The 22,299-nt window shown below is 73.3% G+C and carries 23 protein-coding genes and 2 pseudogenes; 9 read left to right on the plus strand and 16 right to left on the minus strand.

Features of this window, described 5'->3' with window-relative positions; translation table 11 throughout:
* Window positions 1-364 precede the first annotated feature (364 nt).
* Window positions 365-1,159 (minus strand): methyltransferase domain-containing protein, encoded by a 795-nt coding sequence (locus KUM39_RS25125; RefSeq protein WP_217788057.1) that lies wholly within the window; start codon window positions 1,157-1,159, stop codon window positions 365-367.
* 240 nt (window positions 1,160-1,399) lie between these two features.
* Between KUM39_RS25125 and KUM39_RS25130 the strand changes: the two genes are divergently transcribed.
* Window positions 1,400-2,527 (plus strand): magnesium and cobalt transport protein CorA, encoded by a 1,128-nt coding sequence (locus KUM39_RS25130; protein WP_217788087.1) that lies wholly within the window; start codon window positions 1,400-1,402, stop codon window positions 2,525-2,527.
* A 13-nt stretch (window positions 2,528-2,540) separates the two neighbouring features.
* Here the strand turns inward: KUM39_RS25130 and KUM39_RS25135 are convergent, their stop codons facing one another.
* Window positions 2,541-3,173 carry a nucleoside/nucleotide kinase family protein gene (locus tag KUM39_RS25135; RefSeq protein WP_217788058.1) on the minus strand — a complete coding sequence of 211 codons (633 nt, stop codon included), beginning with the start codon at window positions 3,171-3,173 and terminating at the stop codon, window positions 2,541-2,543.
* 400 nt (window positions 3,174-3,573) lie between these two features.
* On the opposite strand from KUM39_RS25135, the gene KUM39_RS25140 reads away from it, so the two are divergent.
* Window positions 3,574-5,061, plus strand: a complete 1,488-nt coding sequence (locus KUM39_RS25140; RefSeq protein WP_217788059.1) for a glutamate synthase subunit beta — start codon at window positions 3,574-3,576, stop codon at window positions 5,059-5,061.
* Between the two features lie 426 nt (window positions 5,062-5,487).
* Here the strand turns inward: KUM39_RS25140 and KUM39_RS25145 are convergent, their stop codons facing one another.
* On the minus strand, window positions 5,488-5,742 hold the full coding sequence (locus tag KUM39_RS25145; protein ID WP_217788060.1) for a DUF397 domain-containing protein: 255 nt from the start codon (window positions 5,740-5,742) through the stop codon (window positions 5,488-5,490).
* The gene (locus KUM39_RS25150; protein WP_217788061.1) at window positions 5,742-6,602 is read right to left on the minus strand and encodes a Sco1979 family transcriptional regulator; all 861 of its coding nucleotides are present in this window, start codon (window positions 6,600-6,602) and stop codon (window positions 5,742-5,744) included. Before KUM39_RS25150 ends, KUM39_RS25145 begins: the two co-directional genes overlap by 1 nt.
* Window positions 6,603-6,832: 230 nt before the next feature.
* On the opposite strand from KUM39_RS25150, the gene KUM39_RS25155 reads away from it, so the two are divergent.
* Together KUM39_RS25155 and KUM39_RS25160 are read left to right on the plus strand one after the other, a co-directional pair.
* Window positions 6,833-7,546 carry an ATP-binding protein gene (locus KUM39_RS25155; protein WP_217788062.1) on the plus strand — a complete coding sequence of 238 codons (714 nt, stop codon included), beginning with the start codon at window positions 6,833-6,835 and terminating at the stop codon, window positions 7,544-7,546.
* The gene (locus tag KUM39_RS25160) at window positions 7,543-7,971 is read left to right on the plus strand and encodes a hypothetical protein (protein WP_217788063.1); all 429 of its coding nucleotides are present in this window, start codon (window positions 7,543-7,545) and stop codon (window positions 7,969-7,971) included. Before KUM39_RS25155 ends, KUM39_RS25160 begins: the two co-directional genes overlap by 4 nt.
* A gap of 51 nt (window positions 7,972-8,022) precedes the next feature.
* Here the strand turns inward: KUM39_RS25160 and KUM39_RS25165 are convergent, their stop codons facing one another.
* Window positions 8,023-8,787 (minus strand): hypothetical protein, encoded by a 765-nt coding sequence (locus KUM39_RS25165; RefSeq protein WP_217788064.1) that lies wholly within the window; start codon window positions 8,785-8,787, stop codon window positions 8,023-8,025.
* Between KUM39_RS25165 and KUM39_RS25170 the strand changes: the two genes are divergently transcribed.
* Complete coding sequence (locus KUM39_RS25170; RefSeq protein ID WP_217788065.1) at window positions 8,786-9,931, plus strand: MFS transporter; 1,146 nt, start codon at window positions 8,786-8,788, stop codon at window positions 9,929-9,931. The genes KUM39_RS25165 and KUM39_RS25170 overlap by 2 nt on opposite strands.
* Here KUM39_RS25170 and KUM39_RS25175 read toward each other — a convergent pair.
* The 4 genes from KUM39_RS25175 to KUM39_RS25190 form a co-directional block, all read right to left on the minus strand.
* Entirely contained in the window at window positions 9,900-10,076 is a 177-nt protein-coding gene (locus KUM39_RS25175) for a DUF8839 family protein (protein WP_217788066.1), read from the minus strand. The two genes, KUM39_RS25170 and KUM39_RS25175, sit on opposite strands and share 32 nt — an antisense overlap.
* A 244-nt stretch (window positions 10,077-10,320) precedes the next feature.
* Window positions 10,321-10,965: a DUF899 domain-containing protein gene (locus tag KUM39_RS25180; RefSeq protein ID WP_217788067.1), complete on the minus strand. Its 645-nt coding sequence runs from the start codon at window positions 10,963-10,965 to the stop codon at window positions 10,321-10,323.
* Window positions 10,966-11,078: 113 nt separating this feature from the next.
* Window positions 11,079-12,962, minus strand: coding sequence for an FUSC family protein (locus KUM39_RS25185; protein WP_308288235.1), 1,884 nt, complete (start codon window positions 12,960-12,962; stop codon window positions 11,079-11,081).
* 414 nt (window positions 12,963-13,376) lie between these two features.
* Window positions 13,377-14,156 carry a nucleotidyltransferase domain-containing protein gene (locus KUM39_RS25190; RefSeq protein ID WP_217788069.1) on the minus strand — a complete coding sequence of 260 codons (780 nt, stop codon included), beginning with the start codon at window positions 14,154-14,156 and terminating at the stop codon, window positions 13,377-13,379.
* Window positions 14,157-14,660: 504 nt separating this feature from the next.
* Between KUM39_RS25190 and KUM39_RS28385 the strand changes: the two are divergent.
* Window positions 14,661-15,041, plus strand: a pseudogene (locus tag KUM39_RS28385) (RidA family protein); the annotation flags it as partial.
* A 9-nt stretch (window positions 15,042-15,050) separates the two neighbouring features.
* Complete coding sequence (locus tag KUM39_RS28390; protein ID WP_372455816.1) at window positions 15,051-15,554, plus strand: GNAT family N-acetyltransferase; 504 nt, start codon at window positions 15,051-15,053, stop codon at window positions 15,552-15,554.
* Between the two features lie 171 nt (window positions 15,555-15,725).
* Here KUM39_RS28390 and KUM39_RS25200 read toward each other — a convergent pair whose 3' ends face one another.
* The gene (locus KUM39_RS25200) at window positions 15,726-16,424 is read right to left on the minus strand and encodes a uracil-DNA glycosylase (RefSeq protein ID WP_217788071.1); all 699 of its coding nucleotides are present in this window, start codon (window positions 16,422-16,424) and stop codon (window positions 15,726-15,728) included.
* Between the two features lie 85 nt (window positions 16,425-16,509).
* On the opposite strand from KUM39_RS25200, the gene KUM39_RS25205 reads away from it, so the two are divergent.
* The gene (locus KUM39_RS25205; protein WP_217788072.1) at window positions 16,510-17,313 is read left to right on the plus strand and encodes an RNA-binding S4 domain-containing protein; all 804 of its coding nucleotides are present in this window, start codon (window positions 16,510-16,512) and stop codon (window positions 17,311-17,313) included.
* Window positions 17,314-17,410: 97 nt separating this feature from the next.
* Here the strand turns inward: KUM39_RS25205 and KUM39_RS25210 are convergent, their stop codons facing one another.
* From KUM39_RS25210 to KUM39_RS25215, 3 genes and pseudogenes are all read right to left on the minus strand, one after another.
* Window positions 17,411-17,863, minus strand: coding sequence for a DoxX family protein (locus KUM39_RS25210; RefSeq protein WP_217788073.1), 453 nt, complete (start codon window positions 17,861-17,863; stop codon window positions 17,411-17,413).
* A gap of 157 nt (window positions 17,864-18,020) precedes the next feature.
* Window positions 18,021-18,222, minus strand: a pseudogene (locus tag KUM39_RS28395) (SAM-dependent methyltransferase); the annotation flags it as partial.
* Window positions 18,223-18,284: 62 nt separating this feature from the next.
* Complete coding sequence (locus KUM39_RS25215) at window positions 18,285-19,196, minus strand: acyltransferase domain-containing protein (protein WP_217788074.1); 912 nt, start codon at window positions 19,194-19,196, stop codon at window positions 18,285-18,287.
* A gap of 214 nt (window positions 19,197-19,410) precedes the next feature.
* Here KUM39_RS25215 and KUM39_RS25220 point away from each other — a divergent pair, with 214 nt between their 5' ends.
* Window positions 19,411-19,743 carry a DUF6343 family protein gene (locus KUM39_RS25220; protein WP_217788075.1) on the plus strand — a complete coding sequence of 111 codons (333 nt, stop codon included), beginning with the start codon at window positions 19,411-19,413 and terminating at the stop codon, window positions 19,741-19,743.
* A 72-nt stretch (window positions 19,744-19,815) separates the two neighbouring features.
* On the opposite strand, the gene KUM39_RS25225 is transcribed toward KUM39_RS25220, so the two are convergent.
* The 3 genes from KUM39_RS25225 to KUM39_RS25235 form a co-directional block, all read right to left on the minus strand.
* The gene (locus KUM39_RS25225) at window positions 19,816-20,196 is read right to left on the minus strand and encodes a tetratricopeptide repeat protein (protein WP_217788076.1); all 381 of its coding nucleotides are present in this window, start codon (window positions 20,194-20,196) and stop codon (window positions 19,816-19,818) included.
* 140 nt (window positions 20,197-20,336) lie between these two features.
* Window positions 20,337-20,939 (minus strand): dephospho-CoA kinase, encoded by a 603-nt coding sequence (gene coaE / locus KUM39_RS25230; protein ID WP_217788077.1) that lies wholly within the window; start codon window positions 20,937-20,939, stop codon window positions 20,337-20,339.
* 98 nt (window positions 20,940-21,037) lie between these two features.
* Window positions 21,038-21,976 (minus strand): PAC2 family protein, encoded by a 939-nt coding sequence (locus tag KUM39_RS25235; RefSeq protein WP_217788078.1) that lies wholly within the window; start codon window positions 21,974-21,976, stop codon window positions 21,038-21,040.
* Window positions 21,977-22,299 lie beyond the last annotated feature (323 nt).

Below are 22,299 nucleotides of genomic sequence, written 5' to 3' on the forward strand. Positions count from 1 at the left end.
GGGGGGGGGGGGGGGGGGGGGGGGGGGGGGGGGGGGGGGGGGGGGGGGGGGGGGGGGGCCCGGGGGGGGGGGGGGGGGGGGGGGGAAGGGGGGGGGGGGGGGGGGGGGGGGGGGGGCGGGGCGGGGGGGCAGGAGCCGGGACGAAGTGGGCCCGGGGGCAGCCGAGCGGGGCCGGGGGCAGCGGAGTGGGCTCGGGGTCGGAGAGGGCTCCGGCTCCTTGGCCACGCGGCCCAAGGGCCTCACGCCCGCCGCAGCTTGCGGCCACCTGCGCCTCGCGGCCGCTACGCCTCGCGGCCCCTGCACCTTCCGTCCGCGACACCTTGCGGCCCCTACCCCTCCGCGCCCCCTCCGCCCCCTCCGCCCGCTACGCCTTGCGGCCCCAGGCCGAGATCATGGGGGCGGTGACCAGGTCCATGCCGCCCGCCTCGATGTTGGCGAGGTGGCGGTCGATCTCCTCGTCGGTGGCGAGTCCGGCGGTGACGAGACGCGCGCGGATCTGGCGGACGGTGGCGGCTTCCAGGACACCGGCCGCCGGTGCGGCCACGGGGAAGTACGCGTCGGCCTCGACCTGGCGCAGACCGGCCTCGCGGAGCAGCCGGGGCAGCGTGCGGCCGTAGGCGAGGTCGGCGCCGCTCTCGGCGAGCAGGCCGCGGAAGGCGTTCCGCAGCCGGTTGGCGAGCTGCTCCGCGGGGCCGTTCTCCTCCAGGCAGGCCAAGGGCTGGAGGGCGGGGTCGGCGTCCTCGACGAGCAGCGTGCCGCCGGGGCGCAGGGCGCCGGTCATGGAGCGCAGGGCGCGTTCGCGGTCGGGCACGTGGACCAGGACCAGGCGGGCGTGGACCACGTCGAAGCCCTCGCCGGGCGGCTCCTCTGCGCCCACGTCGTGGACCCGCACCTCGACCTGCGGACCGGCCGCGGCGGCGAGGTGGGTGGTGTCGATGTCGGTGGCCAGCACGTGCCCGGCGGGGCCGACACGCCCGGCGAGCCAGGAGACGACGGACGTGCCTCCGGCGCCGACCTCCCAGCACCGCGCTCCGGGTCCGATACCGAGGGCGTCGAGGTGCCGGAAGGTCACGGGGTCGAAGAGGGAGGTGAAGGCGTCGAATCGCTCCGCCGCCTCGTGCTGCCGGTTGTCCAGGAGATAGCGGTCCGCTGCGGTCATGACCTGATCATCGCAGCAGGTCGGAGCGGTACCGCGGCGGGCCGGACGGGCGGTCGGATCGCCGGGCGGAGTACGCGGTGCGGTGCGCGTGCCGGGGATCCCGGGCGTGTCGTCCACAGGCGGGAACAAAGCGGAACTCGCTGTTCCCACAGGCTGGTTCACGGTTCGCGCGCGGCTGGCACACTGGCCGGACGAGGCGCGACCGGAGCGGTGCGCGGAGGTCCGGACGAGGAGGTCCTGATGTCGATGGCGGGGAATCTGCGGAAGGTCACAGGGCTGGGCCGGGGCGGTGGCCTGCGCAGAATCGCGCGGCGTGCCCGGCGCAGGCCGCGCGTGGATCTGAGCCATCACGCGCGCTCCCCGCTCGGTTCCTCGGTGGTGAACTGCGTGACCTACCAGGACGGGGTCCGGGTACCGGGCTGCGCCGATCTGGTGGACGCGGTCAGGATGGTGCGCACGAGCGGCGAGGGCTTCGTCTGGCTGGGGCTGCACGAGCCCACGGACAGCGAGTTCGAGGGCATCGCGGAGCTGTTCGACCTGCATCCGCTGGCGGTCGAGGACGCGGTGGAGGCCCATCAGCGCCCGAAGCTGGAGCGGTACGGGGACACCCTGTTCGCGGTGTTCAAAACGGTCTGCTACCTCGAGCACGAGCAACTGACGGCGACGAGCGAGGTGGTGGACACCGGGGAGATCATGGTGTTCGTCGGTGAGGACTTCGTCGTCACGGTCCGGCACGGTCGGCACGGCTCGCTCGGTCCGCTCCGGGAGGGGCTGGAGGCCGACCCGGTCCAGCTCGCCAAGGGTCCGGCGGCGGTGCTGCACGGCATCGCGGACCATGTCGTGGACGAGTATCTGCGGGTGACGGACGCGGTGCAGGCCGACATCGACCAGGTGGAGACGGACGTCTTCGCGGAGGGCGGCGCACGGGCCGACCCCGGCCGCATCTACCAGATGAAGCGCGAACTCCTCGAACTGAAGCGGGCGGTGGTCCCGCTGGCCCGCCCGCTGGAGGACCTGGCCGTGCGGCCCGCTCGGGTGATCGACCCGGAGATACAGGCGTACTTCCGGGACGTCTTCGACCACCTGATGCGGGCGAAGGAGCAGATAGCCGCGTTCGACGAACTGCTGAACTCGATCCTCCAGGCGCACCTGGCGCAGGTGACGGTCGCGCAGAACGAGGACATGCGCAAGATCACCGCGTGGGCGGCCGTGATCGCCGTACCGACGATGGTGTGCGGGGTCTACGGCATGAACTTCGATCACATGCCGGAGCTGCACTGGCGCGTGGGGTATCCCCTCGTCATGGCGGTGATGGGTGCGGCCTGTTTCGCCCTGTACCGGGGGTTCCGCCGCAACGGCTGGCTCTGACAGACGGGGTGGGTCAGCCGTTCCAGGCGGGGTGCCGGGGATCGTCGGCCCGGACGAGCACGTCGGCGCTGCCCGCCGGGTCGGTCTCGGCCTCGTACCGCTCGTACGCGGGCAGCGTCCAGTGCTCGGCCTCCGGCGTACGGCGGCGCAGGGCGCCTGGCGACAGCAGGAGGTGGACGCTCAGGTCGAACGGGAACCAGTGCCGGAGGATGAGAGGGCCGTGGAACAACAGCACCGCACCGGGCGGCAGGTGGACGTAGTCACTGCGCGTGGCGCGATCGGTGACCGGGTCCCAGAGGTCCGACAGCACCCGCCCGGACCCGCCGGGGTCCAGCGGATGGAACACCTCCCGCCACAGCGCGGCGGTGTCGAACCAGCCCCCGTAGTACGACTCCACGTCCTGCCGCCCGTACTCCAGCCGCACCGACGCGGGCCGCAGGAACCCCTCGGCACCGACGACGAGCGACGCCCGCCCCCGCACCCGCAGTGCCTCGGCGACCAGCTGGGCCAATTCGCCCGGCATGGCGGCAGGTGCCCCGTCGAGCCCCAACCGGGGCCACGCGCCACCGTCCTCCGGCTTCAGCTCAAGCACCCGCTCCGCGAGCTGCTCGGCCAGGCGTTCCCAGGTGATCGCTTGAAGTCGCACAGGCCCATGATGCCGGGTGCGGAAGGAGGAGGCGGGGCGGGGTGGAGGCCACCGTGGGCCGTGAGGGAAGGAAGGGCAGGGGCCCCGTCCGAGGCAGGGGGCGTGGTGAGGGCGGGACGCCCGGAGAGGGGAGACTCCCCCGCCCCGCGCGGACGGCCCGCTCGCGCCGCCGAGACCCCGTCCCGCCGTCCTGCGTGCCCGCATGGCCGGACGTATCGTGACCAGGGAGGTGCCCGTCCGAGGGAGTGAGCGCCGCCCGCGGGGGCACGTTGTGCTCGATCGATCCGGCATGTTCTCGGCAAGCCCGGCGCGTCCGGCGGACCCGGTACGGCCGATCGGTGCGGCACGTCCGAGCAAACCCACCTGTCCGTCGCACGTCGTGTAGGCGAGGAAGACGCACATGGCTGATCCCAAGGGGTTCATGACCACGCGGCGCGAGGAGTGGCCGCGGCGGCCGATCGGGGAGCGGGTGCGGGACTGGGACGAGGTGTACGTGCCGGGCGCGCTGCTGCCGATCATCGGTGGGCAGGCGGACCGCTGCATGGACTGCGGGGTGCCGTTCTGCCACGACGCCTGTCCGCTCGGCAATCTGATCCCGGAGTGGAACGACCTCGTGTCGCGCGCGGACTGGCGGGCGGCGAGCGACCGGCTGCACGCGACGAACAACTTCCCCGAGTTCACCGGGCGGCTGTGCCCCGCGCCCTGCGAGGCGGGGTGTGTGCTGGCGATCAACCAGCCGGCGGTGACCATCAAGAACGTCGAGTGCGCGATCGCGGACCGGGCGTGGGAGATGGGCGTCGTCCCGGCCCGGCCGCCGGAGCGGCTGTCGGGGAAGACGGTGGCGGTGATCGGTTCGGGGCCGACGGGGCTGGCCGCCGCGCAGCAGCTGACACGGGCGGGCCACACGGTCGTCGTGTACGAGAAGGACGACCGGATCGGGGGGCTGATGCGGTACGGCATCCCCGAGTTCAAGATGGAGAAGCACCATCTGGAGCGCCGCGTCGAGCAGATGCGGGCGGAGGGCACGCGGTTCCGTACGGCGACGGCGGTCGGGCGGGACATGTCGGCGTCGGAGCTGCGCTCGCGGTACGACGCGGTGGTGCTGGCCACCGGGGCGACGGCGTGGCGGGAACTACCGCTTCCGGGGCGTGAGTTGGCGGGCGTGCACCAGGCGATGGAGTATCTGCCGCTGGCGAACCGGGTGTGCGCCGGGGATCTGGAGTCGTCCCCGATGTCGGCGGCGGGTCGGCATGTCGTGATCGTCGGCGGTGGCGACACCGGTGCCGACTGCCTGGGAACGGCCGTGCGCGAGGGGGCCGCCTCGGTGACGCAGCTCGACATCTACGCGCTGCCCGGTGCCGAGCGCGACGAGGGCGCCGAGCCGTGGCCGACGTACCCGAAGATCTACCGGCTGTCGGCGGCGCACGAGGAGGCGGGCGACCTGCGCACCGCACCGGCGGCCGAGGCGGACGCGCGGCTGTTCGCGGCCTCGACGCTGCGGTTCACCGGCGACGAGGCGGGCCGGGTGCGGGCGCTGCACCTGGTCGAGGTGGACGCGGGACGGCGCCCGCTGCCCGGTACGACACGCGAGCTGCCCGCCGACCTGGTGCTGCTCGCGCTGGGTTTCTCCGGCCCGGACCGGGAGGACGGCCTGGTGGATCAGCTGGGCCTGGTCATGGAGCCGCGCGGCACGATCGCCCGTGACGAGGGGTTCGCCACCAACGTGGCCGGGGTGTTCGCGGCCGGTGACGCGGCACGTGGGCAGTCGCTGATCGTGTGGGCGATCGCGGAGGGGCGTGCGGTGGCGGCGGCCGTGGACCGCTATCTGACGGGGGCCTCGGAACTTCCGGCGCCGATCTCGCCGTACGACCGGCCGATGACCGTCTGATCCGCCCGGCTCCCGTCCGTCCGACCGGCCCGCGCGGCTGCTCCGCCCGGCCGGTGCGACTCGTCCAGTCCTACGAGTCCTACGAGCTGACCGGCCGCGCCCCTCCAGCACTCAGCCGCCCGACCGACCCGGCACTCGGGGCGCGGGGCGGATCGGGCGGCTGATGGTCGGCACACGGTCAGCCGGTCGAGGCGGGGTCGGTCGGTACCGAGTCGATGTGGACAGGGTCGATGTGGACAGGGTCGATGGGTACGGAGTCGATAGGTACGCAGTCGATGTGGACGGGGTCGGTCAGTACGGGCCGGTCTGCTTACAGTCGCCGGTAGACGGTCGGCACCGCTGTTCTTCAGCGGTCCCGGCAGCGGCTCGGATCATGGACTTCGGTGCGCGAGTAGTCGGCAACAAGGCTTAGTTCCATCATCGGCTTCAGGAGAGCAGGAAGTCGGCCTCCCCCGCCTTGGCGCCCCGGATGAAGGCGGTCATCTCGTCCGTGGTGTAGATGAGCGCGGGTCCTTCGGGGTCGGTGGACTGGCGTACGGCTATGCGGCCGTCGGCGAGTTTCATCGCCTCCAGGCAGTTGCCGCCGTTGCCGCCGCTCCAGGGCTTGTGCCAGCCCTCGCTGCCGAGTTCGTGCGCGGGCATGCCGTTGTAGACGCGGGCGCGCGGTCGGTCGTGTTCCATCACAGCTCCTTGCGGAGATCCCGGAGGATCTCCTTCGTGCGTTGTGCTGTGGCGGCCTGGGCCGCCATGCGGTCCATGACCTCGAGGTGGGTGGCCACTTCGGAACGCGCGTCGAGGTAGACGGCGCCGGTCAGGTACTCGCTGTAGACCATGTCCGGAAGTTCGGGCATGGCGAACCGGAAGAGGACGAACGGTCCGTACGTCCCCGGATGGGGTCCGGTCTCGAACGGGATGACCTGGAGCGTCACATGGGGCAGTTCGGCGGCCTCCAGGAGCCGGTCGATCTGGGCGCGCATCAGGTCGGGGCCGCCGACGGTGCGCCGCAGGACGGTCTCGTCCATCACGGCCCAGAACCTGGGCGCGTCGGCGCGCAGCAGCAGTTCCTGGCGGCGCATCCGTACGCCGACGTGCCGCTCGATCTCCTCGGGGCTCGTCTCCGAGAGCGCCCCGGAGGTGAGCACGCCGCGCGCGTAGTCCTCGGTCTGGAGCAGGCCGGGCAGGCAGTGCGGGTCGTAGGAGCGGATCAGGGTGGCGGCGCCCTCCAGGCTCACGTACATGGAGAACCAGTCGGGCAGGATGTCGTGGTAGCGCTGCCACCAGCCGGGGCGGTTGGCGTCCTCGGCGAGCCGGACGAACGTCTCGCTCTCGTCGCCGGTGATGCCGTAGGCCCCGAGGAGCAGTTGCACGTACGGGATCTTGAGGGCGACCTCGGCGGTCTCCATGCGGCGGACGGTGGCGGGCGCGACGCGGAGGACACGGGCGGCCTCCTCGCGCCGGAGTCCGGCGCGTTCCCGGAGGTCCTGGAGGCGCCGCCCGAGGACCACCTGACCCACGGTCGGCGCGGAACGCGGTTCGCTCACGCCGCACCTCCCTAGACGATGTCCGTTATGGCCGTTCCAGCGCTGCAAATCCTGCCGGTCCCGAGCGCGGGGCGAATGCTTGTTCGAAGGCTGGGGCAGGGTCCTCGGCTGTCCCGGTGCGCGCCGCGCGGGCCTCTGTTGCGAGCAGTGTGCCACGGCGTTCCACCGCGTCATACCGCACTCTGCATTTTTCATAGTGACACTTGCCAAGTGTCCAGGGCACCGGGATAGTGGCAGACGTGATTCCGTCCGCGCGCTTAGGAACAGACTCCGTCGAGGCCCCCTTCGGCTTCGGTGCCGCAGCGGGAGCCGCCCCCCTCGGGGGCGCCGCCCCGCGCCGGTTCCGTTTCGAGCTGGCCGCACATCCGGGTTCCGCAGCGCAGGCCAGACGCCTGACGCGGGCCCGGCTGACCGGTTGGTCGGTGTGCGAGGACACCTGCGACAGCGCGGCGCTGATCGTCTCCGAGCTGGTCACCAACGCGATCGTGCACACGGCGAGCAGTCGCGTGGTGTGCGAGTTGCACGACCACGAGGACACGGTCCGGATAGCCGTGCACGACGAGGGCTGTGCCCCCGGTGAGCCGCATCCGTCGCCGCAGCGCCCGCACGAGGAGCACGGACGGGGACTGCTCCTGGTGGACGCGCTGTGCCGGGCATGGGGTGCGCAGGAGCGCGGGCCGGGCCTGCTGGTCTGGGCCGACCTGCCGCGCCAGGCGGACGGAGCGCACGAGGCCATTGCACCGTGTCAGGCGGACGGAGCGCACGAAGTCGTCGCGTCCCGTCGGACGGACGGCGTGCACGAGGCGGCCGAGCCGCGTGGCGACCTGGGCTGGGGCGCCCGTCCCAAGCCGGGCGGTCCACCGCCCGGGCCCGGCGACGAGGACGAGGCGGAGGCCCGGTACGCGGTGCCGGTGCAGCGCTCCTACCCGTGGGGGCACGCGTGAGCCGCCCCCGTGACCTGCGGGTGCCGCTCGGGCTGGACACCCTGGTCCGGCACGGCCGCCGCCACCTGCTGCCCGGCCCCGGCCGCCGCCCCCCGATGCCGGAGGGCATGACCTCGCCGCTGGGCTGCGACTCCGTGGCCGTCCCGGACCGGCTCGGCCCACTGGTCGTACCGCGCCTGCCGCGCGTGGGCTGTGTGTACGCCGACGGATCGCGCTGGTGGTGGATCGTGCCCTCGGACTCGGACATCGCCCTCCCCTGGCCGGCCCCGGCCCACTACGCCACCGGCGCTCCCGTCCCGGCCACCGCCCGGCTGATCCACCGCCCCGACGGCACCGTCCCGTACACCCCGCCCATCCCCCTCTACCTGGCGCTGTGCCGCGTGACGGGCGTGGCCCCGGACTGGTCCCGAGCCGTCACGGCCTGACGCCCTCCGGCACCCCCCGGAACGGCACCGGGCTCCGCCGCCACTCCCGCGCTACTCCCCCGCGCGCCCCGCCGCTGCCAGCCGACGCAGCGTCCAGCCCCGCCCGCGCGGGTCCAGCGGGCGGGTCGCGGCGGTGAAGACCTCCGCCGCACGCCGGTACGACAATCGCCCCCGCCCGGTGACGAACAGCGGCCCGGCGACCCGGCCGAGGGTGTACAGGGGCAACAGCGCCGCCGAACCGTCACCCCAGCTCAGCCCTCTCACCCCATGCTCCCGGACGCGGCGCCCGGGCAGGTCCAACGCGTCGATGTCCAGCGCGAGCACCCGCTCGATGGTCCCGCCGGTCTCGTACAACAGGTGCCACAGAGTCTGCTCACGCAAGGGCGCGGGCAACGCGAACACCGCACGAACCTGCTCGGCATCGAGGCGCGCCTCCGACTCCGCCCGCCGCTCCACGGGCAGTCTGCGCAGACCGGCGACCGGATCGACGGAGAGCCAGCCCTGCTGCCGCCACCAGCCGACCGCGCCCGCGAGGATCGACAACTCCCGGTTCGCGGTCCGCGCACCCACGGCGGCGGACCGCGCGGCGAAGGCTGCCGCCAGCCGCACGGCCGCCTGCGGCGTGTCCAGCAGGGCGAGCGGCACGGCCGGAGGCTCGGCCCCCCGTCGTCCCGCACCCGGCGGTGGCGTACGGTCCACGACCGCCCAGGCCCAGGTGGTGAGGGCGATGCGATAGACGCGCCGCGAACCTCCGCCCAGTGGAGAAGCGGCAAGGTACCGGTCCACGGCGAGTGCGTAATCGACCGGTGAACTCATGGTTCTCCTGTTCCGCGCGGTGCCGTTGGTGCTCGTCCTGCTCGCGGGCGGAGTGATAAGCGACCGGCTGGGCAGCCGCTGGGCGATGCTGACGGCCGACATGGTCCGCTGTGCGACGCAGGCGGGGCTCGCGGTGTTGTTGCTGAGCAGCGACGTTCCCGCACTGTGGGCACTGATGGCGCTGGTGGCGACGTGGGGGGCGGCGGAGGCCCTGTTCACTCCGGCGCTCGACGCCCTCGTACCGACTCTCACCGGGGCCGAGACACTGTCCGACGCCAACGCGCTTCTCGGTGTGACCCGTTCAGCCGTGTCGGTCGCCGGACCGGCGCTCGCGGGCGGGCTGACGGCACTGGTGGGCGCCGTGAGTGTCCTGGCGCTGGACTCGGCGAGTTACGCGGTCAGTGCGGTGGCGCTGCTCCTGCTTCCCCGGACCACGGTGTCCGTCCGGCGCGACTCGTCGTTCGTGGGCGATCTGCGGGAGGGCTGGTCGGAGTTCCGGTCGCGGACCTGGCTGTGGGTCGGTTCGCTGCGAGGGTGCCTGTTCAACCTGCTGGTCTGGGCGCCGTTCCTGGTGCTCGGCCCGGTGGTGGCCGCGCGGCGGCTCGGCGGGGCGGCTTCGTGGGGCGTGGTGATGGCGGCGTACGGCGTCGGTGCGGTGGTGGGTGGTCTCGCCGTGCTCGGGCGGCATCCGCGTCGGCCGCTGCTGGTGGCGGCGTGGGCCGCGCTGGGCTGGGCGCTGCCGTCGGCCGCGCTGTCGCTGCGGCTGCCGGTGCTGTGGCTCTGCGGGGCGGCGCTGGTCGCGGGCGTGGGATCGGCGGTGAGCGGAACCTATTACGCCGCCGTCACCCAGCGCGAGATACCGCCGGGCGCGCTCGCGCGGGTGAGCGCCTGCAACTACTTCGGCGCCTTCGTCCTCGGACCCGTCGGACTGGCCGTCGCCGGGCCGGTGTCGGCACTGGTCGGCGCGGAAGGGGTGCTGGGATTCGGGGCGGTGTGGCAGTTGGGGGCGTGCGCGGTGGTGGTGGCCGTACCGGCGCTGCGACGGGTGGCGCCCCGGCCGGGGGGAGTCGGGGCGCGGGAAGGGGGCGGCACGGGGGCGGGAGGTGGGATGGTCACTTCATGGCGGCGGCGCCCCGCAGGATGACGAGGAACGTGTCCGTGGCGAGGTCCATCACCACCTCGGCCGGCAGGCCCTCCATGCGCCGCGCGTGCGCGAACTCCTCCGCGGGCCAGGAACCGCGCGGACCACCTGCGGGAAAGCGTTCGAGCACGGTTCGCCCGTTCACCATCTCCCACCTCCAAGCGTCGTACTTGCTGGAGTTAACGCCAAGGAGGGGTGATCGGGCTCGCGGCGGGACGGTACTGAGACATTGCCGACACGGGATCGGCGCGGACGGTGAGGGTCCGTGCGCCTTCCGACAGGAACGGGACGTTCGGCGACCGTTCCGGTGCGCTGTGTGTCCGTCTCCGCACCGTGGTCCGGCGGGCTCCGTCCGGTCGTGGCGCGGTGTCGTACGGGGCGGTTCCGCGCGTTCAGTCCTCGTACTCGTCGTGGTAGCGGAGCCGGTCGCTGCCGAGTGGGCGGCGGCCAAGGGCGGTGAGGTCGAGCAGGCCGGAGACGGCACCGAGGCCGTCGAGACCGGCGTCGTGGACGGAGTAGGTGTGGAAGACCCGGTCGCCCTCGCGCAGGAAACAGCTCAGGCCGGGGCGTTCGGTGAGGGTGCCGTCGCGTTCGACGGTGGCCTCGAAGTCCCGGTTGAAGTCGCCGAGGCCGGAGGAGTACCAGGGCACGGCCCAGCCCATGCGGGCCTTGAAGGGGAGGATGCGAGTGAAGGGCGCGCGGGAGACGGCCGCGAAGGAGGTGTTGCGGGCACGCAGATGGGCGAGGTGGCCGATCTGGTCGAGGAAGGCCGCGCAGCAGGGGCAGCCCGCCTCCCACTCGGGGGCGAACATGAAGTGGTGCACGACGAGTTGGGCGCGGTCCGCGAACAGGTCGAGCAGGGTGGCCTTGCCGTCGCCGCCCTCGAAGACGTACTCCGGGTCCACCTCGACCCGGGGCAACTGGCGGCGTTCGGCCGCGAGTACGTCCCGAGCGGCCCTGGCCGCCTCCTCCTTGCGCAGTAACTCCTCGCGCGCCGCGCGCCATTGCTCGCGCGAGACGATCTCCGGAAGCGACATGGGCCCTCCTGTCCTACGGTCGTTTCGGGGTGCAGACCGCGGACGGATGCGGAACTCATCGTCGGGCGCGAGATTTTTTTCCGCGTCGGGCGAGGAGGGCGGTACGGGCGTGCTCAGCGGGGGTCATGTACGGCCGTGCCGCCCGCCGTCACGAGGTGTTCCTTCGGACGCGGGGCATCGGCGGGCGGCCCGTACCACTGCGGGTGGCGTTCCAACTCGTTCAGCGCGTCGTACAGTTGGCGCAGGTGCCGGGCGGTGAGGCGGCCGGTGTCGTCGAGGTGCACGGCGGACGCGGTGGTGGTGTCCACGAGGCGTTCCAGGACGGCGGCCACGGCGTCGGTACCGGCGGTGTGCCGGGCCAGGGCGGGGAGTTCGGCTGCGGAGAGCGCGATGGCGGTACGGGCTTCGGCGAGCGCGCGGTAGGCGGTACGGCGCAACGCCCAGCGTTCGGCACGGTCGCCGGACTCCCCGACGACGTGCACGAGATAGGCGTGGGCGGCGGCTCCCGCCGCGCGCAGCCGGGCGCGGACCCGGTCGCCCCGGTGGCCGGGCATGGGCAGATGCCCGACGACCAGCACGATCACGCAGGCGAGCAGGGTCTCCCCGATACGGCTCAGCGACGCCTGCACCTCGCCCGCCGTCATCACCAGGGCGAGGACGAGGACGGTGACGACGGTGGTCTGCACGGCGAAGTTCCGGGTGGCGACGGGGATGAGCGCACCGCAGACCGCCACCAGGGCGATCAGCCCCCCGGGCCGGGGCAGCAGCAGCGCCGGACCGGCGAAGACCAGCGCGCCGGTGACGGTACCGGCCGCCCGGCAGAGCACGCGGGAGACCAGGGGGCCGAGATCGGGCTTGACGAGGAAGACGACGGTGACGGGCAGCCAGTACCAGTGTTCGTGCCGCCCGTACCAGGCGCTCCGGTGCAGCACCTGGGCGACGGCGACGCCGGTGCCGAAGCACAGCGCGACCCGCAGCCCGTACTCCCGGCCGCCGGCGCCGGTCACCGCGCGGACGGCGTGCCGGAGGACGTGACGGAGGGCCCGTCGGTGTGCGTGCGGCCGTCGGCGCGCGGCCCGGAGTCCGCCGCCGGGGTCCTCGCTCCGGTCGAAGGACGCGGCGGCGGTCAGCAGGGCGTCGTCCAGGGCGCGCAGGGCCGGGGTGGAACGGTCGGGGGCGGGCAGCGGGCCGGTGCCGGTGTGGTCGCGGACGGCCGCGGCGAGCCGTCGGGGGCCTTCGACGGCACGTACGGAGACGGGTTCGCCGGACCAGGCGAGCGCGGTGGCGGCCTCGGCCAGCGGGAGGGCGGCCGTGTACTGCGCGTGCAGCCGCCGTTCGACGGCGGACCCCGGACACGTACGCAGCCGGGGCCCGGCGAGGGCGTCCTGCGCGTGGTCGAGGGCGGCGGTCAGCGCGGTCCGGCGGGCGGGCGCGGTGGCACCGCCGACCGCGTCGAGCAGCGCGGCGACGGCCTCGTACACCCCGGCGACCGCCCGGCGTTCGCCGTCGAAGCGGAAGTCCCCGGCGAGCGAGCCGGGTGTGGGCAGGGCGAGCCGCAGCAGGAGCAGCCAGGCGCCGCCCGCGAGGTAGGCGAGGGCGCGCTGCCAGCCGCTCTCGGGTGCGGGCATACCGGCACCGACGGCGGCGGCGACCAGCAGCTGCGTACCCGCGGCGGACGCGACGGGCCCCACCGCGCTGACCGCGCCGCCGACCAGCGCGAGTCCGGTGAGCAGCAGGGTCAGCGGCAGCGCGGTCAGCCACTGCCCGGCGTACGCGCCGACGAGCAGCCCGAGCGTCCCGGCGAGCAGGGGGATACCGAGCCGGGCGACAGCGGCACGGCGGCTGCCGGGGCGGTCGTTGACCCCGGCGAGCATCGCGGCGATGGCGGCGATGACGCCGTCCACGAGCCGCCCGCCGAGCACCCCGGCCAGCAGCAGCGGCCCGGCGGCGAGCGCCCCGCGCACGACGGCACTCCACGGGACGGGCGCGCGCTGCACCCGGAAGGCGTGCGCGAGCCAGGGCGGGAGGGCGGCGACCCGCTGGAGCGTCCGGGTGCGGTTCCGCGTGCCGTTGCCGTTGCCGACGCCGGGGCGGGTGCCGGGGCAGGTGCCAGTATGACGATCCGCCCGGCGGTTCGTACGACGATCCTTGCGGCGGCTGGTACGGCCACGGGATGCGGGGCTCGGCACGGGGCTCCTGTTCATCGGGCGGACGGGCACGCGGGGTGGGAGTGCGCGCCGCCGGACGACGGTGGCCGGGCTGTGTGGCTGTGTGCGGTCCTCTCCACGGTAGTGGCCGCGCCGCACGGGGATGTCGTGATCACGTTTCGGGAAGGTGAAAGATGCACACAAGGCCGCGTTCTTTATGAACGCAAGTCGGAGCAAGATATGTCCTTGCGAAGACAGGCGGTGTCAGCTCACGGACTTCATCTCGTAGGCACGCTTCAGGAGACCACCGGCGCGGGCGACTGCTTCCGCGAGGGTGTCCGGCTTCGGTCGCAGGGTGCCGATGACCGTGTCGATCGTCCGCAGTCCGGCCCGCTCCAGCAGCCGCTTCTCGTTGGTCACCCACTCCCCGCGCGCGGCGAGAACGGCGTGCGCGGTCTGCGCGGCGGCGGTCGCCACGGCTCCGGCGGTCTCGGTGAGGCGGGCCTGCGGGGCGTGGTGGGCGGACGCGTAACCGAGGGTGGCGCGGGCGGTGCCGTACCAGCGCTCCGGCGCGGTACGGCGCAGCGCGGGCGGATACCCCTGCGGGCGGGGCAACTCACCGTGCAGCACGCGGTTGGCGGCGAGTTCCGCGAGGAGGAGGTAGGTGGGGATACCGGCGAGGTGGAAGAGGAGCGGTTCGACGCGGAAGCGGCCCGCTTCGGCCTCCGCGTACTCGTGCTCGACCACGTCCAGGTCCCGGTAGTGCACATCGACCCGGCGTCCGTCGATGGTGAGCCAGGCCCCGCCGTTGAACACACCTCCGCCCCAGCCGCCCACCTCGGAGACCTCACCCGGCCAGCCGAGGGCGCGCAACTCGTCCGGGTCGAAGGCGCCCCGGTAGTAGACGGCCAGATCCCAGTCACTGTCCGAACGCGCCGCCCCTTGCGCCCGCGAACCGCCGAGAGCCACCGCCCGCACCGTGGACAGCCCGGCGAGACGACCTGCGGTCTCAGCGAGGAATGCGGCGTCGGGTCGGGTGGGCATGGCCGCGAGCGTAGGGGGCGGCTGCGCGCGGGCGCGAGCGAAATTCGGATGCGGGGCGGGGTGGGCGGCTGGATGATCGGCAGGTTGTCGGGTGGCGAGAGGGCGGCCGGGCGGGCTGGGCGCCGGGGGCTGGGGGCCGTTGAGGGTGGCCGACGACGGTCGGCGACGGCCTTCGCAGCGACGAGCGGTGCGGGGCTGACAGGCAGAGACGGATGGACGGGAAATCGCCGGACTGCCAGACCTGCGGGCCTACGGACCGGCGGGAGCCGACGCACCACCGGCCCGACCGACGGCGACGGCCCGACCGACGGCAGCGGCAGCGGCAGCGACAGCGACAGCGGCAGCGGCAGCGGCAGCGGCAGCGGCAGCGAGGCATCGGACCACCCGCACGAGGCACTCCCCCCACCACACACCCCACCCGTTTCCCGCGCCCCCTCCCCCACCGCGTCCCTCCCGACTCCACCCCCACCGACCTCGCCCCATCGACCTCACCCTGGAGCCGCCATGATCCGCCGCACGATCGCCCCCGCACTCTTTCCGCCGCCCGGCTACGCCCATGCTTCCGTGGTCGAGGCCGGAACCCGGCTGGCGTTCCTCGCCGGGGCCGTACCGCTCGACGCGGACGGAAATCTCGTCGGCGCGGGTGACCCGCCGGGACAGGCGGAGCAGGTGATCGCCAACCTTCGGGAACAACTCCGCGCGATCGGGAGCGACTTGGAGCATGTGCTGAGCACGGACGTGTACGTCGTCAGTGACCAGACCGCCGTCCTCTCAGCCGTCTGGAACATCGTCGAGTCCTCGGGGCTCGGCCGGGGACCGCACTCGTCCACGCTGATCGGCGTCTCCTGCCTCGGCTACACGGGACAGTTGGTGGAGATCACAGCGACCGCCGTGGTGCCGGAACCGGCGACGGGCGACGTGGTCATCCGGCGGGCGGAGGCGGCCGACGCACCCGGGGTCGCCGACGTCTGGCTCCGGTCGTTCACCGCCGCGCTGCCCACGGTCGTACGGCCCCGGTCCGACGACGAGGTCCGGGACTACATCCGGGACGTGGTCGTACCGCTGCGGGAGACCTGGGTGGCGGACGCGCCCGGCGCCGGTGTCGTCGGGATGATGGTCCTGAACGGCGCACAGCTGTCCCAGCTCTATCTGGCCCCGGAATGGCGCGGCCACGGCCTGGGCGACCGGTTCGTACAACTCGCCAAGGAGCGCAGCCCCGGCGGCCTCACTCTGTGGACCTTCCAGATCAACGAGCCCGCCCACCGCTTCTACGAGCGTCACGGCTTCGTCGCCGTCGAGCGCACCGACGGCAGCGGCAACGAGGAGCACGAACCCGATGTCCGCTACGAGTGGCACCCGCGGCAGGACCGAACGGATCGGGAGGCCACCCCGAGCTAGGGCCTGTCTTCAAACTCCCCTCTGCCCCACGACGCCCGGCACGCCCTCTCGCCGCACCGGCCGCGATCCCGAGTACGCCCAGTACGAGGGATCACGGCCGACACGCCGAGAGCACGCACCGGACGCCGCGGGGCCGTCCTCCGGACGACGAGGAGAGCTTGAAGACAGGCCCTAGGGAAGCCCCGCCGCGTCGGCCGCTGTGCGCAGTACCTCGCGGAGCATCTCGGGGGTGAGGCGGCCGGTGAACGTGTTGCGCTGGCTGACGTGGAAGCAGCCGAACAGGTCGAGCCCGTCGAGCGCCGTCCGGGTGCCGTGGGCGAAGGCGGGGCGGGGCCGGGGGACGGTCCAGCCCGCCGCCGCGAACGCGGGCAGCGCGGCCTGCCAGCCGAAGGCACCCAGCACCACGGCGGCCCGCAGAGTGGGGCGGAGCAGCTCCAACTCCTCTGCCAGCCAAGGCCGACAGGTGTCCCGCTCCCCCGGCGTCGGCTTGTTGTCGGGCGGTGCGCAGTGCACGGGCGCGGTGATCCGCACGCCATACAGCTCCAGTCCGTCACCGGCGTGCGTGGCCGTCGGCCGCGAGGCGAGCCCCACGTCGTACAGCGCCTGGTACAGCACGTCCCCGGAACGGTCTCCGGTGAACATGCGGCCGGTGCGGTTGGCGCCGTGCGCGGCCGGGGCGAGCCCGATCAGGACGAGGCGGGCGTCGGCGGGACCGAAGCCGGGCACCGGCCGACCCCAGTACGTCCAGTCCGCGAACGCGGCCCGCTTCGTACGGGCCACCTCCTCGCGCCACTCGACCAGCCGGGGGCACGCCCGGCACTCGGTCACCCGCCCGTCGAGCCGGGCGAGCGCGCTGCGGTGATCGTCCATACGGCCACCGTATGCCCGGCCACCGCCCGGCACGGCCGGGAAAAACGGCTCCGGCTTCCCCGGGCCGGGGCGTTAGGGTCGGGACATGGCTTCCGAGGACGCGGACGTGGTGGGCGGCAACGTGGTGGACGACGGTGTGAACACGGGTACCGCCTCGGCCGGGACCCCCGCCGCAGCCGCGACCGACGGCGGCAACGGCCCCGCCGACGCGGGCCGCTCCCCCGACTCCGCGCCGCTGGACCCCCAGGTCGCCGCAGCGGTGGCCGCCGCCGAGGCGGCCGGGCCCGGGGCCGGGGAGTCGGTGCGGATCGACAGCTGGATCTGGGCGGTCCGCCTGATCAAGACCCGCTCCCTCGGTGCGACCGCCTGCCGTGGCGGCCACGTCCACGTCAACGGTGACCGTGTGAAACCCGCCTACTCCGTGCGCGTCGGCGACGAGGTACGGCTGCGACACGAGGGCCGGGAACGCGTCGTGATCGTCAAGCGACTGATCCGCAAACGGGTCGGCGCCCCGGTCGCCGTCCACTGCTACGTGGACAACTCCCCGCCGCCTCCGCCCCGCGACACCAGTGCCCCCGCCGGTGTCCGTGACCGTGGCACCGGACGCCCCACCAAGCGGGACCGCCGCGAGATGGAGCGCCTGCGGGGTGTCGGTGGCACCCCCGGCTTCGCGGTCCACAGCCCGCCCCCGCCCGGCTTCGCCAACCCCGGCACCGCGTCGCAGCAGGAGCCGGAGGAAGCGAAGGGCGAGCAGGGCGAGCACAACGCGGACGCGAAGGGCGGCCGGGGCGACCGCGACAACCGTGGCCGGGACCACCGCGACCGCCGGGGCCACACCGACCACCGGGACAGGGGACGCGCACCGGGCGGCCGACGCCGGGAGCGCTGAACCTCCGGTTCCCTTTCCCCGAGCCCTCTCCATCCCCTTTCCCTCCCCTTCTCAGCTCGCTCGACCGTGCCGTCCGTTCCCCCGCCACACCCTCATCTCACCCCCTGCGTCCCACCCCCCGAATCAGCCCTGCCAGCTCCGCGTTGCGTCCCCGCCGGGCCCATGCGATCAGTCCCAGCGGTAGCAGCAGGACCAGCGGAGTCGCCGCGTTCTGCCCGTCGAAGGCGGTGAGCTGGACGATGAACGCGCCGATCATGAGCGCGCCCAGCGCGATGGCCGCGACCGACTGCAGGACCGGAATCAACAGCGCGATCCCACCAGCCAGTTCCAGAGCACCGATGGTGTACATCGCCCCGCTCCCCCAGCCGATCCTGTCGAACGACTCCACGGCGGTGGGGTGGGCGATCAGCTTGGGCAGCGCGCTCGCCACGCCGTAGAAGAGGGCCAGCAGTATCTGGAGGGCGAGCAGCGCGATCCCGGCCACGCTCCGGCGCGGGCGGGGAGCGGAGGCGGTTCCTGCCTCCGGGGAGGGAACGGCGGTGTCGGACATGGTGATCTCCTGAGTCTCACAGCTCTGTCGTCATCACGGATACAGACCCCCTCCGCCCTCCGAACTCATCGCCGCCGACCGACACCGCGCCAGGCCCCTTCGCACCCCCCTCCACTCTCAGCCGCCCGAAGCCCCCGGCACGGCTACGGACTCAGAGCCTCTCCAGCAGGGGGCGGGTCATCCGGTCTTCCCCACAGCCCAGTGCGAGCAGGCTCGCTCCGGGCGGTACCGAAGCGGCGACGACGTCCGGCGCTCTCCCCCTTCGACAGGCCCGCGTACAACTCGACCGCGCAGCCGCCGTCCGGGGTGAACCCGCAGGGCCCCGTCCCCTCGTATCCCTCACGTGTCTCGATCGTCATGCCAGGTGAACGGACCGCTCCCGCATCGCCGTTCCCGTTCGAGGATGGTTCACTCGTTCGAGTCATTCGGTGCCGAGCGGGAACCATCCGTGGCCGATGTACCAGTGACCGCCGGACCGCAGATGGTCGCCGACCGCCCGTTCCAGGGAGGTGCGGCGGGGCAGGTCGTCCACCGGCAGATCCGCGTCGCCGAAGACGAAGCGGACCGGTTCGGTGTCGGCGGGTTCGGTGTCCCTGGGTGCCAGGCGGAAGCGGTCCTGGAAGCGGACGATGTGCGCCTCCGGCGGGAGATGGTCCCTCAACTGGGCGTCCAGCAGCCAGGAATGGCAGAGCACCAGGTCGTACCGCTCCTCCGGGTAGTGCGCGGCGAAGAAGGCGTGGGCCAGTTCCAGCGAGCGGTCGCAGGCGGCCGGGGTGAGCGGGCCCCGGAAGTCGGGGATGTGCAGGTTGAGGCAGGGCGTACCGGGTGCGGCGGGGAGTCCGGCCGTCGCCAGTCCCGGCGCGGCCCAGCCACCGGTCCGCGTCCGCTCGAACTGGAGCCGCCCGAGCTGGTGGACCTCGCCCCGGAAGTGCCGGGCCAGCCAGCGGGCCGCGTGGACTCCGGGCCGGTCGTGCCTGCGGCGGTGCAGGGCGCACTGCCGTCCCAGGTCGGCCAGGGTCCGCCGGGAGATCTCGGCCGGGACACCGCGCGCCCGGTGCGCGGCGAGGGTGTGGGGCAGGGCGGCGAGGAAGACGTAGACCGGGAAGAGGCCGACGAGGTCCGGCGGCGCGGAGGCGAAGAGGGCCCCGAGTTCGGGAGTGCGGCCCAGGTCGTCGGGGTCGCGGAGGAGTTCCCGTACGCATTCGTCGAGGAGGTCCCGCAGCTCCGGGGCGTCGGTCATCTGGCGTCGGCGGGCGACGAGTTCGTTGATGTCCTCGTGCGGCACGGCCAGGTCGAGCAGCAGATCGGGCAGATCGTCGGCGTCCGGAAGCACCGGCACCCTCCTTCGGCGCGGGTCGGGCCACGCGCGGCGGGCCCCACGGAACGGATCACGGCGACACGGGACACGGCGGCTCGGACCACGGGGTGCGGAGTACAGCGTGGGTGCGGGGTGGGGAGTACGGGCCGGGGGGCGGGGAGTACGGGGTGCGGATCGAACGGCGTGCGTCCCCGGCGAAGAGTACGTTGCAAGGAGGAGTGGTGGTCCGATGCGTACAGGTAATGAACCGGTGACCGCCCGCAGCCCGCTGCGGACGCGTTTCTGGCTGAGCGTGTGGGGGCTGGTCTGGGCCGTCTTCGGGACAGCGGTGTTCGCGCTGGTCGGACGGCCGGGGTGGGCGATGGCGTGCGGGGTGCTGTGGCTGGTGGTCACCATCGACATGACCATGATCGTCCGGCACATGCGGCAAGGACCCCACTACCAGCCGGGCCGGGACATACCCCCGTACCGGCCGGTGGAGCACGGCGGCCGACCAGGGACCGGGCCGCGGGGGCACGGGCCGCAGCGCCGTCCGGGGCCACCACGACAGCGTCACCCCTGAGCAGCTTCACCGGCCCCACAGACATCAGCGGACTGGCCCCCGGCAAACCCCTGGACGCCCCTGGTCCATCCCCTACGCGTCGAACCGCGCGGCCCGCAGATACTCCGGGTTGGGATCCAGCGCCGCCGCCAGCCGGAAGTGGCGTTTGGCCTGGTCGGCGCGGCCCTGGCGTTCGTAGGTGCGGGCAAGCGCGAAGTGGGCGAACGCGTTGTCCGGTTCGCGCTCCAGCACGATCGTGAACTCAAGCTCGGCGGGCCGCAGTTGAGCGGCGGCGAAGAACGCGCGGGCGCGCAGCAGCCGGGCGGCGGTGTTCTCGGGATGCGCGGCGATGACTCCGTCGAGCAGCTTCACCGCGCCTCGCGGGTCCCGCGCGTTGAGCAGCTGCTCGGCCGCGCGGAAGTCGATGACATGCGTCTCCGGAGTACGTCCGGGCGAACCGCTGGTCTCGGGCACGGCACAGTCCTTCCCTTGCTGAGGTGATTCAACGCCCCTGTGAGGGCGGCTATTCCGGCCACCGGCTCAAACGAGCACCCCCGGCGCGCGGGCGGTCCGCCGGGGCGCATGCCGTTCAGGGTCCGGCGCGGACCCCGGGTTCAGCCCTTCCTGGCCCGGCGCTCCAGCTCCGCCCACACCTCGGCCACCCGGTCCCGCAGCGCCTCCAGAGGCACGTCGTTGTCGATGACGATGTCCGCGATCTCCCGGCGCTGCTCGCGGGTCGCCTGGGCCGCCATGCGGGCACGCGCGTCGGCCTCGGTGGTGCCGCGCAGCCTCAGCAGCCGGTCGAGTTGGGTCTCGGGGCTAGCGTCCACGACGATCACGAGGTCGAAGAGGGGGGCGAGGCCGTTCTCGGTGAGGAGCGGTACGTCGTGGACGACAACGGCGTCCTCGGTCGCGGCGGCCTCCAGCGCGGCGGAGCGGTCGCGGACCAGGGGGTGCACGATCGCGTTCAGTACGGCGAGCCGTTCGGGGTCCGCGAAGACGACGGTGCCGAGCCGAGGGCGGTCCAGGCTGCCGTCGGCCGTGAGGATCTCCCTGCCGAACGCGTCCACCACCGCTGCCAGGCCCTCGGTGCCGGGGGCGACGACCTCGCGCGCGATGCGGTCGGAGTCGATCAGTAGGGCGCCGTGCTCCACGAGCAGCCGCGACACCTCGCTCTTGCCGGCACCGATACCGCCGGTCAGGCCCACTTTCAGCATGGCCCGAAGCTTAGGGGGTGCCCCCTGGACGATGCCCCGGCACCCCGGCGGCAGCCGGGCCGGACCGTCCGGAAGAACGCCCCTGACGACCCGCGCTGCTAGTTCTCGCCCTCGCGCTCGGCCAGGAACCGTTCGAATTCGAGCCCGATCTCGTCGGCCGACGGGATGTCCACCGGTTCGGCGAGCATGTTGCCACGGGTCTCGGCCCCGGCCGCCGCGTCGTACTGGTGCTCAAGGCCCTGCACGAGTGCGGTCAGCTCCTCGTCGCCCTCCTGGACCTGGCGTTCGATCTCGGTCTGCGTGCGGTGTGCGTCGTTGCGCAGGGCGTGCGCGACGGCGGGCAGTACCAGGCCGGTGGCGGCGGTGACGGCCTCCAGCACGGTGAGGGCCGCGTCCGGGTACGGGGAGCGGGCGACGTAGTGCGGGACGTGCGCGGCGACACCGAGGACGTCGTGCCCGGCCTCGGCGAGGCGGTACTCGACGAGCGCCTCGGCGCTGCCGGGGACCTGGGCCTCGTCGAAGGGGCTGCGGTGGCCGGGGACCAGGTCGGTGCGGTTGCCGTGCGGGGTGAGGCCGACGGGACGGGTGTGCGGTACGCCCATCGGGATGCCGTGGAAGTTGACGGTCAGGCGCACGCCGAGCCGTTCCACGATCTGGCCGACGGCCGCCGCGAACCGCTCCCACTCGACGTCCGGTTCGGGGCCGGAGAGCAGCAGGAAGGGGGCGCCGGTGGCGTCCTGGACGATGCGGACCTCCAGAGTGGGGACCTCGTAGTCGGTCCACTGGTCGCGCTGGAAGGTGAGCAGCGGGCGGCGGGCGCGGTAGTCCACGAGCCGGTCGTGGTCGAAGCGGGCCACGACCTGGTGGGTCTGCGCGTCGAGGATGCCCGCCGCGATCTGGTCGCCGGTCTCACCGGCGTCGATGTACCCGTCGAAGTGGTAGAGCATGACAAGACCGGCCGACTCCTGTGCCAGCGCCATGTCTACGACGGCCAGGCCCTTCGGCTCCCATGCGTACAAACCCTGCGGATCAAGCACTGTGACCGCTCCTCCTCGTGTCCGACAGGAAGAACGCGCCCCGCACCGGGGGAATTCCCCGCTCCGCCCTTTCCCTTGATCGGCCGCCGGTGCGGAACGGCAGGACGACGGGGCGGGCTTGTTCCCCGGGGACGCCGTCAACTCCCCGGCGGGACGCGGTGGCCTTCTCGGTGCACGGCGCGGTCAACTCCCCAAGGTGCGCGGGAACCGCGCGGCCGACGACAGCGGACGATCACCCGGCTGACGGACCCCCGTTGATACGGCCCGACCCCGCCGCCTCGGAACCCCGGCCGCCCCGGAGATACACCTGAGGGGCCGTACCC

It is taken from the genome of Streptomyces corallincola (assembly GCF_019104725.1).
GTDB classification, from domain to species: Bacteria; Actinomycetota; Actinomycetes; order Streptomycetales; family Streptomycetaceae; genus Streptomyces; species Streptomyces corallincola.